Origin of the sequence: Streptomyces sp. NPDC020917, from assembly GCF_044333795.1 — a bacterium.
In the GTDB taxonomy this organism is placed as follows: Bacteria; Actinomycetota; Actinomycetes; order Streptomycetales; family Streptomycetaceae; genus Actinacidiphila.
Window position 1 is genome coordinate 156,576 of record NZ_JBIRRR010000024.1, and the last position, 11,753, is coordinate 168,328.

An 11,753-nucleotide genomic window follows, 5' to 3' on the forward strand; every position below is an offset into this window, starting at 1 on the left:
CCGTGCCCTCTCACCGACATTCCCGTCAAGAGCCTTGACTTATGCGGGAGTTCAGGCAGAAACTCGCGACCTGTTCTACCCGATGCCGCGAGTTTCAGTCGATGCCGAACGAATAACGATCGCCGTCCCCTCGCGAAGGGACCGCCGCGTTCCCGTCCCCCCGGGTCCCGGTGTGCCGTCCGCCCTCCCTGACACGGGCGGCACACCGGTCTGCCACGCGTCCGGTCCCGGCTCGCGCCGGGACCGGGCCGGGCCGGGCCGGGGTCAGCCCCCGACCGCCACGGCGAACACGTGCATCGCCAGCTGGCCGTTGGCCACGCCCTGGCTGACGTCGGGCAGGGTGACGGCCTGCACGGTCTTGCCGGGCAGCAGGCCGACGGTGGCGCCGTACAGGTGCACCGTCTGGTTCTGGTGCCCGCCGCCGTTGTTGAGGTACGGCGTGGTGGCGGCGATGTCGCTGCCCTGCGAGGCGCTGCCCGCCCACCAGTCGGCGAGCGCCAGCGCGTACGTCTGGGTCGTGCCGTCGGTGTAGACGATGGTGCCGCTGCCGGACGACGACCCGAAGTCGCTGGTGCCGATGAAGCCCAGCTTGCCGCCGCTGCCGGTGAGTTCGACGGCCTGGCCGCCCGCGACGGTGTTGTCCGGCTGCCCGGTGCCCGCGGTCGCCGGCCAGGCGAAGGACACCCCGTCGTGGACGGTGGAGGCGCCGGAGGTCCAGCCGGCCGCGGCGAGCGCCTGCGCGGAGAAGCTCGCGCCGCCGCCGTCGAGGTTGCCGGTGCCGGGCGTGCTGTCGTCGCTGATCGCGGAGTTGTTCGCGGCCGCGGCCAGCGAGGCGTACGGCACGGTCACCGGGGCCTGCGCGGTGTGCTCGCCGCCCGGCGTGCTGACGGCGGCGTCCAGGGTGAAGGACGCCGGGTCGGTGCCCGCGGGGACGCTCACCGACCAGGTGGTGGTGACGGCCTGGCCCGCGCCGACGGTCGGGAAGGTGGCGGGGGTGGTCGCGGTGGCGGTCCAGCCGGCCGGGGCGTCCAGCGTGACCGCGACGCCGTCCACCGCGGACGCGCCGCCGTTGGTGTAGGTGGTGGTGGCGGTCAGCGTGCTGCCCGCCCTGGCAATCGGCAGGGCCTTCAGCGTCAGGGAGTTGCGCACCACGACGGGCGCGGAGCCGGTGACGCCCCCGACGGTCGCCGAGATCGTGGCGACGCCGTCGGCGACCGCGTGCACGGTGCCGTCGGCCGCGACGGTCGCCACCGCCGGGTTGCTGCTGGCGTACCGGACCGGGGTGTGCGCGAGGTCCACGAAGGACTGGTCGCGTGCGACCGCCTCGACGACGCCGTCCGCGGTCAGCGACCGGTCCCGCTGCTCCTTGGCCGGGTCGGTGTCGTCCTTGATCCACCGGTTCTTCGCGGTGAGGCTGAAGGTGTCGCCGGCGTCGTGGACGACGTTCTCCGGCTGCACGGTGACGTACTGCACCTTCGGTGTGAGCCGGCCGCTGATCGTCACCGGGGCGGTCCCGGCGATGTGCGCGGAGTCGCCGCCGACCTGGAACTGGTAGGTGCCGTTCCAGACGGTCTGCCGGGAGTGCGCCGCGTCCCACGTGGCGAGGTCGGCGGCCCTGACGGTGAGGTCGATGTGCTGGGTCTGCCCGGGCTGGAGGACCTGGGTCTTGGCGAAGCCGGCCAGCCGCTTCCTCGGCAGGTCCACGCCGGGCACGGCGAACGGGGTCGCCGCGTACAGCTGCGCGACGGTGGCGCCGGCCGTGCTGCCGGTGTTGGTGACGTTGAACCCGATCTTGACCGAGCCGTCCGCGGTGGCCGTCCTGTGGTCGGCCTTGATCTTGGAGTAGGCGAAGCTGCTGTAGCTCAGGCCGTAGCCGAAGGGGTAGGTCGGGGTGCCGGTGAAGTACTGGTAGGTGCGGCCGAGTCCGCCGGTGGCGGCCGGGGTCAGACCGTAGTTCTGCTTGTCGGGCAGCTGCGAGTCGTCCTTGTACCAGGTGAAGTTGAGGTGCCCGGCCGGGTTCTGCCGGCCGAAGAGCACGTCGGCGAGCGCGGTGCCCTGGGCCTGGCCGTTGTAGCCGCTGAACACGACGGAGGCGACCTTGCCCTGCTCGTCGTCGATCTTCACCGGGCCGTCCGACTGGATCACCAGGGCCAGCTTGTCGTTGCCGAGCGCGGCGGTCTGGTCGATCAGCGAGTCGTAGTTGCCGGGCATGGCGATGCTGTCGCGGTCGTTGCCCTCGTCGCCGTTGGCCTTGGTGGTGCCGACGAACAGCACCACGAGGTCGGCACTGCGGATGTCGGCCTTGGTCTGGTCGCTGAGCACCGCGGCGCCGCCGGCGGTCGAGGACGTGCCGGCGGCGTCGAACACCACGTCGGCGCCGGGGTGGGCGGCCTTGAGGGCGTCGGTGATGCCCTGCACCGGACTGGTGGTGTGGGTGGGCTCGCCGCTGTACAGGCCCAGCGAGGTGGTGTTCGCCAGGTCGCCGAGGACCACCACCTTGCCGGCCTTGGCCGGGTCGACGGGCAGCAGCGGGGCGCCGGTGGAGGCGGGCGCGGCGTTCTTCAGCAGCACCAGCGAGTTGTCGGCGACCTTGGCGGCCAGCGCCTGGTGGGCCGGGCTCTCGATCTGGTCCTTGGTGAGGGCGGTGTAGGGCACCGAGCCGGGCGGGTCGAACTCGCCGGTGGCCATGCGGATGGTGAAGGCCTTCACCAGCGCGGTGTCGACGACGCCCTCGCTGAGCGCGCCGGCGCTGATCGCCTCGGCGATGTTGGCGGTGGTGGCCTCGTCGCCGGTGCAGTTGAGGTCGGTGCCGGCCCGCAGCGCGTACGCCTGCCCGCCGGCCTGGCCGGACAGGGTGGTGCCGGTGGCGGTCTCGGTCCAGGTCGGCGACGCCTTGTGGTCGGTGGTCCAGCCGGGCGGCGCCCAGTCGTGGCCGCCGGGGAACTGGCGCCAGTTGGTGCCGACCGCGCCGCAGTCGGAGGTGATGTAGCCGCCGAACCCGTAGGTGCGCTGGGCGAGTTCGTTGGTGGTGTAGGTGTCGGAGACCGAGGGCGTGCCGTTGATCGCGTTGTACGAGGTCATCAGCCCGGCGACGTGCGCGTCCTCGATCAGGCTGCGGAACTGCGCGGTGTAGTAGTCCCGCAGGTCGGTGTCGGTGGTGTCGGAGCTGATGCCGGTGCGGTTGTCCTCGACGTTGTTGAGGGCGTAGTGCTTGGCGGTCGCCGCGACCTTGAGGTAGCCGGTCTGCGGGCTGCCGTCCTGGTTGTTGCCCTGGTAGCCGTCGACGAACTGGCCGGCCATCTGGCCGACGAAGTACGGGTCCTCGCCGAACGCCTCGTCGGTGCGGCCCCAGCGCGGGTCGCGGTCCAGGTTGACGGTGGGCGCCCAGTAGGTCAGGGAGCCGTAGTCGTCGGCCGAGGGGCCGAGGTTGTTCTGCCCCTTGTCGAAGAGCGACTTGTCGACGAAACCGCGGACCTCGTCGGAGATCGCGGTGCTCTCCTGGTACATCAGGTCCCGGTCCCAGGACATGGACGAGGCGAAGTTGGTCGGGAAGCTGGTGGCGTGCACGCCGCCCTGGACCCCGCCGTTGTGCTGGTCGGCGCCCAGGCTGTTGACGCCGTGCTGGCCCTCGCTCCAGTAGGTGTACTGCTGCACGCCCAGCCGCGGGATCGCCGGCCCGCTGTTGGTGCTCAGCTGCTGCACCTTCTCCTGCAGCGTCATCCGGGACACCAGGTCGGCGGCGCGCTCAGGGAACGAGTAGTGCGTGTCGCGGTAGATCGGGGTGCCGCCGGCCGTGGCGCGCGGCGACTGCGCGAGGGCGGTGCCGCCGCCGGTGGCGCCGAGTGCGGCCGTGCAGGCCAGCGCGCAGACCGCGGCAAGAGTGCCGAGCCGGCGCTTTCGCTTGTCCATCCTGCCTCCGTCGTCATCGAGCAGGGGACCCGGTCCGTTCGGCGGACTTCCGTGCAAGTCCGAAGAAAGTCCGGGGCTTGCGGTGTCAGTGTGGGAGTTTGTGTCCTTCGTTCTCCCAACGTCAAGACTCACGACGGGAGTTGGTGCCCAGAGTTTTGACTGACGACGACAAAACCCCCGAACTCCGCGGGTCGCGTACCCGAGCCGTCCCGGGGCGGCTGCCGGGATCCTTCCGGCCGGACGCGGTCGCGCGCGGCTCGCCGAACTCCCCGGCGCAGGCGCTCACGTCGCGGTGGAGGGGCCGCCGTTCAGGTACCGGCCGGGGCCGGCGCGGATCCCCGGGCGGAGGTACGCGACGTCACACGCCGTGCCGTCGCGGCCGGTCCCCGGCTCCCCGCGGGGTCACCGGCTCGCCCAGAGCAGTCCCCGTCCGGTGAGCGCGCGCACCTCGGGCACGTCGAAGTCGTCCGCCTTGTGGCCGATGGTGGAGACGAACACCCGTCCCGCGCCGTGCTTCCGCGTCCACACCGCGGGCATCACGACGGGGGCCTCGCGCTCCTCGTCCGCGGCGAAGGTGGTGGTGGCGAGCACGTCGACGGCCGGGTCGGTGGCGACCCAGTACTGCTCGGTGTGCACCCGGAAGCCGGTGAGCCCGTCGACGACCGGGTGGTGCGAGCGCCCGGGCACCAGGTCCACGGCGTGGTCGTGGAAGCCCGGCGGGTGCATGAGGAACTGGCCGCCGGTCAGCAGGAGGTAGTCCAGGTCGCCGCGGAAGGCGTCGACGATGCCGCCGTGCCAGCCGGCGAAGCCGGTGCCGGCCCGCACGGCCGCCGACAGGCCGCGGCTCTGCGCGGCGGTGATGTCGCCCATGGACCAGCACTGCACGACCAGGTCGGTGGCGGCCAGGCGTTCCGCGTCCTCGTAGACCGCGAGGTCGTCCGCGGTCTCGACGGCGTACCCGCGGTCCTTCAGGAACGGCACGAAGAGGTCCGTGATCGTGACGGGGTCGTGGCCCTCCCAGCCACCGCGGACCACCAGTGCACGGCGGTTCGACGGGTCGCTCACGGGCGTTGCACGCTCCCCTCGGTGCTGCGGCCCGCGGCCGACGTCCACGGCGGTCCCGAACGCAGGACGGCCGTCGCAGGTCCGTCCCCACTCTGGCCATTCCCGCGGGCGGGGTCAACGCCCCCTCCGGGCAGGGGCGCCGGACCCGCGGCATGCGGCCCCGCCGGTGCCCGGCCGAAGCGGCAGCCGCTACCGGCCGGGAGCCGCTGCCGGTTCGGAGCGGCGTCAGGGCCTGCGGGCGTCCTCCGCGCCGCCCTCGCTCGCGGCGCCACGGCCGGCGGTCCCGCCGCCGAACGCGCGGTCCTCGGCCAGGGCCGTCTCCGCGAGGATGGCCTCCTCGGGCAGTCCTGGCGTCTCGCGGACCGCCTCCTCGGCGTCGCTGCGCTCCCGCGACGGGCCCGCGTGGGTCTCCTCTGCGTCGGCGTCGCACAGCGCGCGGTGGACCGTGCTCAGCACGACGGCGGCGGCCAGCACCGTCACCGCGCCCAGCACGAAGGGCACGTGCACGTTGTAGTGCTCGACCAGCTTGCCCGCGACGTACGGGGCGAGTCCGCCACCGATGAAGCGCACGAACCCGTAGGCCGCGGACGCCACGGGGCGCGGTACCGGGGCGATGCTCATCACGGCCGTGGTGACGAGGGTGTTGTTGGTGCCGATGAAGACTCCGGACACGATCACCGCGCCGATGACGACGCCCGGGTGGTCGGGGAAGATGCCGATCACCAGCGTGTCGAGGGCCATCAGCACCATGGACCCGTAGAGCGTGACGGCCGTGCCGAAGCGGGCCTTGAGCATCGGGGCGCCGAAGACCGCGAAGAGCGCGACGAGCACGCCCCACCCGCAGAACACGCCGCCGAGCCGCAGCGGTGACAGGTGCATCAGGAACGGCGCGTAGCCGAGGATGGTGAAGAAGCCCCAGTTGTAGAGCAGGCCGGTCACGCCGGTGGTGGCCAGGCTGCGGTGCCGCAGGGCCTTGATCGGCTCGCTGAGGGACGAGCGCCGGGCGGGCCGGGGCGTCGGCGGGACCAGGATCGCGGTGGCCACCAGGGCGATGAGCATCAGGACGGCCACGCCGAAGAACGGTCCGCGCCAGCTCACGTTGCCCATCAGGCCGCCGAGCAGCGGGCCGCAGGCGATGCCCACGCCGAGCGCGGTCTCGTAGAGCACGATCGCGCCCTTGAAGCCGCCGCTGGCCGATCCGACGATCACCGCCAGGGAGGTGGCGATGAACAGGGCGTTCCCGACGCCCCATCCGGCCCGGAAGCCGACGATCTCCCCGATGCTGCCGCTGGCGCCGGCGACCGCCGAGAACACCACGATCAGGGTCAGTCCGGCGATCAGCGTGTTCTTGGCGCCCAGCAGGCTGGAGACCCAGCCGGTCACCAGCATCGCCACCGCGGTGACCACCAGGTAGCTGGTGAACAGCAGTTCCACCTGGCTGGGGCTGGCCTGGAGCTTGGCGGCCAGCGACGGCAGGATGGGATCGACGAGCCCGATGCCCATGAAGGAGATCACGCAGGCGAACGCCACCGCCCACACGGCTTTCGGCTGGCGGAAGGGGCTGGGCGCGCTCGCCGTCTCGGTGGCCGCGTCGTCAGGGGCGGGACTTTTCATGGGGCTTCCTCTGGGGTGGGACTGGTGCTGAGGTCGTTCAGCACGTCGATCGATGCGCACAACGCGTGCCGGTCACGAGGGGGCAGCAGGCTCAGGCGGGCCACCAGCGCGTCGACCCGGGACGACCGCTGCGCCGCCAGGTGCTCCCGGCCGGCGGGAGTCGCCGCGACGAGCACGATCCGCCCGTCGGCCCGGTCGGTCCGCCGCTCGGCGAGACCCGCCTCCACGAGCCGGTCGACGACGTGGGTCATGCCGGGCTGGCTGATGCGCTCCCGCCCGGCGAGGTCCGAGATCCGCAGCGGGCCCGCCGAGGCGATCGTGGTCAGCACGGACAGGGCGACACCGCGGGGCCCGCCGCGCGGCGTCGCGCAGTTGGTCCAGCCCGAGATGCGCTCCAGCGCCTCCGCGACCGCCACCAGCTCGTCCGGAGCGGCCTGCGAGGAGATCTGGAGGGGCCCGTCTCCTGTCACGGGAAAAACCGTATAGGGCTTCTATATAGATGGTCAATATAGAAGAGCCATGCATATAGAGATGGCTATACTTCGGACCATGAGCAGCTCCACGTCCGCGGACGGCGGCGACGAGGCGGACGGCCTGGACCACCCGGCCGCGGCGGTCTACCGGCTGCTCTCGTCGCTGTTCTTCCAGGTGTCGCGCGACCTGAGCGCGACGTCCACGGCCACGCTGGTCGCCCTGGAGCGCACCGGCCCGCGCCGCATCACCGAACTGGCCAGGATCGCGGGCATCACCCAGCCGTCGGTGACCTCGCTCGTGACGACCCTCGAGCGGGCCGGCTTCGCCGAGCGCCGCAGCGACCCCGGCGACAAGCGCGTGGTCCTGGTGGCGATCACGCCCTCGGGCTCGGAGTACCTCCGCGCCCGGCGCCGCAGGAACGTCGAGGCGTTCACCGGGCTGATCGCCCAGCTCCCCCCGGACGAGGCAGCGGCCCTGACCGCCGCCGTCCCCGCCCTCGAGCACCTCAGCGAACTGACCGACGCCCTCCGGTACCCCGCCCCCTCCCCCCCCGAGCCCCCGGCCTCCGGGCCCGGAGCGCGTGCGGTTTCGGGATCGGCGGGATAGGGAGACCCTGGAAGTCCTGGCAGGAAGACGTCCTGACCGCCTGGAACGGGGTGGTGCCGTGGACACCGAGTTCGACGTCGTCGTCCTGGGAGCGGGGCCGGGCGGCTACGTGGCCGCCATCCGCTGCGCCCAGCTGGGGCTGCGCACAGCCATCGTGGAGGGCCGGTTCTGGGGCGGGACCTGCCTGAACATCGGGTGCGTCCCGGCGAAGGCGCTGCTGCGCAACGCCGAGGTCGCCCAGCTGATCCTCCACGACGCGGAGAAGTTCGGCGTGCGGATCAGCGGGGACGTGGGCCTGGACTACCGGGTCGCCTACGAGCGCAGCCGGGTGGTGGCCGAGGGCCGCGCCAAGGGCGTCACCTACCTCATGCGCAAGAACAACATCGCCCAGTTCGAGGGGCAGGGCACGTTCCTCGACGACCACACGCTGCACGTGCGGACGGAGGACCTCGAGATCACCCTCGGGTTCGGCTCCGCCGTCATCGCCACCGGCTCGACGGTGAAGCTGCTGCCCGGGACGGCGCTCGGCCCGCGCGTGCTGACCTACGAGGAGCTGATCCTCTCCGCCACCCTTCCCCGCAGCCTGGTCATCGCCGGCGCGGGCGCCATCGGCGTCGAGTTCGCCCACCTGCTGCGCGCCTACGGCGTGGACGTCACCCTCGTGGAGTTTCTCGACCGGATCGCACCGCTGGAGGACGCGGACGTCTCCGCCGAACTCGCCAGGCGCTTCAGGCGGCAGGGCATCCGCGTCATGACGTCGACCGCCGTGCAGTCCATCGAGGAGACCGCGGACGGCGTCCGCGTGCGGGTCCGGCAGGGCGATACCGAGCAGGTCCTGGAGGCGGACCAGGTGCTGCAGGCCATCGGCTTCCAGCCGCGCACCGCCGGCGCCGGCCTGCACGCCGCCGGCGTGCGGCTCACCGAGCGCGGCGCCATCGACGTGGACGGCCGCTGCCGCACCAGCACGCCGCACATCCACGCCATCGGCGACGTCACCGCGAAGCTGATGCTGGCGCACGCGGCCGAGGCCATGGGCATCGTCGCCGCCGAGACGATCGCCGGCGTGGAGACCATGGAGCTGGACTACCGCATGATCCCGCGGGCCACCTTCTGCCAGCCGCAGATCGCGAGCTTCGGCTGGACCGAGGCGCAGGCGCGCGAGGAGGGCTTCGACGTCCGCGTCTCGACGTTCCCCTTCTCCGCCAACGCCAAGGCGCACGGCTTCGGCGACACGGCCGGGTTCGTGAAGCTGGTGGCGGACGGACGCTACGGCGAGCTGCTGGGCGCCCATCTGATCGGTCCCGATGTGACGGAACTGCTGCCGGAGTTGACGCTGGCGCAGAAGTGGGACCTCACCGTGAACGAGCTCGTCAGGAACGTCCACTCCCACCCGACGCTGAGCGAGGCGGTCCAGGACGCGCTGCACGGGCTCGCCGGCCACATGATCAACCTCTGAGAGGTCACTCCGTCCCGCTCCGCGCGCGCTCGCCGAAGGTGCGCAGCCGGTCGATCAGGGCCGGCGGCGACTGCACGCGGAACGGCAGGTCCAGCATCAGCAGCCGGATGGCCATCCAGTCGACGCGGTCCGCGTCGACCCGCCAGCGTGAGGTGCCGTCCGGGAGGGAGTCGACCTCGCCCGGCGCCTGGCCGAGTTTCGACCGCAGGACGTCGGCGGGGGCGTCGACGTCCACCACGGCCGGCGCCGTGGGCCACAGGTTGCGCAGCTTGGAATCGACGAACTCCGCGGCGTCGGCGGCGGGAAGGGCGCGCGGCGCCGCCCGCGCCCCGGTCGCGGTGACGCCGGTGAGCCGGTCGACCCGGAACATGCGCCAGTCGTCGCGGTCCAGGTCCCAGGCGACCAGGTACCAGCGCCGGCCGGTGGCGACCAGCCGCTGCGGTTCAGCGTGCCGGCGGGTCTCGGCACCGTCACCCGCGCGGTAGGCGAACCGGACGCGCTCGTGGTTGGCGATCGCACCGGCCAGGGCGGTCAGCGCGGAGGGCTCGACCCGCGGGCCGCCACCGGTCATCGTCACCACCGCGGAGCCCAACGCGCCGACGCGGTACCGCAGTCGGGACGGCAGCACCTGCTCCAGCTTGGTCAGCGCGCGCAGCGACGCCTCCTCGATGCCGTCCACCGCGCTGCCCGCCGCGGCGCGCAGGCCGACCGCGATGGCGACCGCCTCCTCGTCGTCCAGCAGCAGCGGCGGCAGGGCGGTGCCGGCGACCAGGCGGTAGCCGCCGATCGAGCCCATCGTCGCCTCGACCGGGTAGCCGAGCGCGCGCAGCCGGTCCACGTCGCGGCGGATGGTGCGGGTGCTCACCTCCAGCCGTTCGGCCAGTTCCGTTCCGGGCCACTCCCTCGGGGTCTGCAGGAGGGAGAGCAGATTCAGCAGTCGTGCCGGGGTGTCCATCATGTTTTCCAGCGTCCGCGCCGTCTAGGACAGGAACTGTCCTACATCCTTCATAGCGTAGGGCCTGTCAACGAAAGACGCAGGCAGGAGCCGTAGATGAGTACCGAGCGCAGGCGCTGGATCGCCCTCGCCGTCGTGATGACCGCCAGCTTCATGGACCTGGTCGACGCGACCATCGTCAACATCGCCGTGCCGAGCATCCAGCGCGACACCGGCGCCGGCTTCAGCGCGGTCCAGTGGATCACCGCGGGGTACGCCCTCGCGTTCGCGGTCGGCCTGATCACCGGCGGGCGGCTCGGCGACATCTACGGCCGCAAGCGGGTGTTCCTGATCGGCACGGCCGGCTTCACGGTCGCGTCGCTGCTGTGCGGCGTGGCGGCCGATCCGCAGATGCTGGTGGCGACCCGCCTGCTGCAGGGCGCGGCGGCCGCGCTGATGGTGCCTCAGGTGCTGTCGATCATCCATGCCACCTTCTCCGGTGAGGAGCGCGGCAAGGTCTTCGGGCTGTTCGGCGCGATCATCGGCCTGGCCGCCGTCACCGGCCCGCTGCTCGGCGCGCTGCTCACCCAGTGGGACATCCTCGGGCTGCAGTGGCGGCCGATCTTCCTGATCAACCTGCCGGTCGGGATCGCCGGACTGGTCCTGGGCCGCCGGTTCATCGACGAGTCGAAGGCCGCGCAGGCACTCCGGCTCGACCTGATCGGTGTCGCGCTGGCCACCGCGGGTCTGCTGCTGCTGATGTACCCGCTGGTCCAGGGCCGGGAGAACGGCTGGCCGCTGTGGGGCTACGCGATGATGGCCGGCGGGCTCGCGGTCCTCGCGGGCTTCGTCCGCTACGAGCGGGCGAAGAAGGCCAGGGACGGTTCCCCGCTGGTCGAGCTGGCGCTCTTCCGGGCCCGCAGTTTCGCCGCCGGCATCGGCGTCCAGCTGGTCTTCGGCGTCGCCTGCGGCATCTTCTTCCTGGTCTGGACGCTCTACATGCAGATCGGCCTCGGCTGGACCCCGCTGCACGCGGGCCTGACCGGGCTGCCGTTCACCGTCGCGTGCTCGGCCTCGGCGGGGATGTCCGTGCAGCTGCTGGTGCCGCGTTTCGGTCGCAAGGTGCTGCAGGCCGGCGCGCTGACCACGGCTGCCGGCGCGCTCCTCTACATCGCGGAGGCCCACCGCTACGGGCACGCGGTCCACTCGTGGCAGATGGCGCTGCCGCTGCTGGTGATGGGCGCCGGGATGGGCATGGTCTTCTCGCCCCTGACGGACGCGGTCCTGTCCGACGTGCCGCAGGAGCACGCGGGGTCCGCCTCCGGCCTGATCAACACCACCAACCAGCTCGGCAACGCGTTCGGCCTGGCGCTGGTCTCGGTCGCCTTCACCGGTCCGACCCCGGTGCGCGCCTTCGAGCACGCGATGTTCTGGATGGTCGGCGCGCTCGCGATCGTGGCCACCCTGATGACGGCCCTGCCCCGGCGGACCGCCCGCACCCCGGAGGCCGAGGGTCCCGCGGTCGAGCCCGCGAAGGCGCCCGCGCTGGCGGGATGACGTCCTCGCAGACACCAGTCGGGGGGGGGGGGGGGGGGGGGGGGGCGCCCCCCCGCCCCCGGGGGGGGGCGGGGGGGCCGCGCCCCCCCCCCCCGCCCCGGCCCCGCGCCCCCCGGCCGGGGGGGGGGGGGGGCCCGC

Annotated in this window: 8 protein-coding genes; 3 read left to right on the forward strand and 5 right to left on the reverse strand. The window is 72.6% G+C overall.

What is annotated here, in order from left to right; translation table 11 throughout:
- Positions 1–264: 264 nt before the first annotated feature.
- From ACH4TG_RS35605 to ACH4TG_RS35620, 4 genes are all read right to left on the reverse strand, one after another.
- Positions 265–3,909 (reverse strand): glycoside hydrolase family 3 C-terminal domain-containing protein, encoded by a 3,645-nt coding sequence (locus ACH4TG_RS35605; RefSeq protein WP_398246802.1) that lies wholly within the window; start codon positions 3,907–3,909, stop codon positions 265–267.
- 402 nt (positions 3,910–4,311) lie between these two features.
- Positions 4,312–4,974 carry a ThuA domain-containing protein gene (locus ACH4TG_RS35610; RefSeq protein ID WP_398246803.1) on the reverse strand — a complete coding sequence of 221 codons (663 nt, stop codon included), beginning with the start codon at positions 4,972–4,974 and terminating at the stop codon, positions 4,312–4,314.
- A 225-nt stretch (positions 4,975–5,199) separates the two neighbouring features.
- Positions 5,200–6,588, reverse strand: a complete 1,389-nt coding sequence (locus ACH4TG_RS35615; protein ID WP_398246804.1) for an MFS transporter — start codon at positions 6,586–6,588, stop codon at positions 5,200–5,202.
- On the reverse strand, positions 6,585–7,058 hold the full coding sequence (locus tag ACH4TG_RS35620; protein WP_398246805.1) for a MarR family winged helix-turn-helix transcriptional regulator: 474 nt from the start codon (positions 7,056–7,058) through the stop codon (positions 6,585–6,587). The genes ACH4TG_RS35615 and ACH4TG_RS35620 overlap by 4 nt, the downstream gene beginning before the upstream one ends.
- A 79-nt stretch (positions 7,059–7,137) precedes the next feature.
- Between ACH4TG_RS35620 and ACH4TG_RS35625 the strand changes: the two genes are divergently transcribed.
- Both ACH4TG_RS35625 and lpdA read left to right on the forward strand, forming a co-directional pair.
- Positions 7,138–7,668 carry a MarR family winged helix-turn-helix transcriptional regulator gene (locus ACH4TG_RS35625; RefSeq protein WP_398246806.1) on the forward strand — a complete coding sequence of 177 codons (531 nt, stop codon included), beginning with the start codon at positions 7,138–7,140 and terminating at the stop codon, positions 7,666–7,668.
- A gap of 58 nt (positions 7,669–7,726) precedes the next feature.
- The gene (lpdA, locus tag ACH4TG_RS35630; protein WP_398246807.1) at positions 7,727–9,124 is read left to right on the forward strand and encodes a dihydrolipoyl dehydrogenase; all 1,398 of its coding nucleotides are present in this window, start codon (positions 7,727–7,729) and stop codon (positions 9,122–9,124) included.
- A gap of 4 nt (positions 9,125–9,128) precedes the next feature.
- Here the strand turns inward: lpdA and ACH4TG_RS35635 are convergent, their stop codons facing one another.
- Positions 9,129–10,082, reverse strand: coding sequence for a helix-turn-helix transcriptional regulator (locus tag ACH4TG_RS35635; RefSeq protein ID WP_398246808.1), 954 nt, complete (start codon positions 10,080–10,082; stop codon positions 9,129–9,131).
- A 93-nt stretch (positions 10,083–10,175) separates the two neighbouring features.
- Here ACH4TG_RS35635 and ACH4TG_RS35640 point away from each other — a divergent pair, with 93 nt between their 5' ends.
- Positions 10,176–11,615, forward strand: a complete 1,440-nt coding sequence (locus ACH4TG_RS35640) for an MFS transporter (RefSeq protein WP_398246809.1) — start codon at positions 10,176–10,178, stop codon at positions 11,613–11,615.
- Positions 11,616–11,753: the final 138 nt, after the last annotated feature.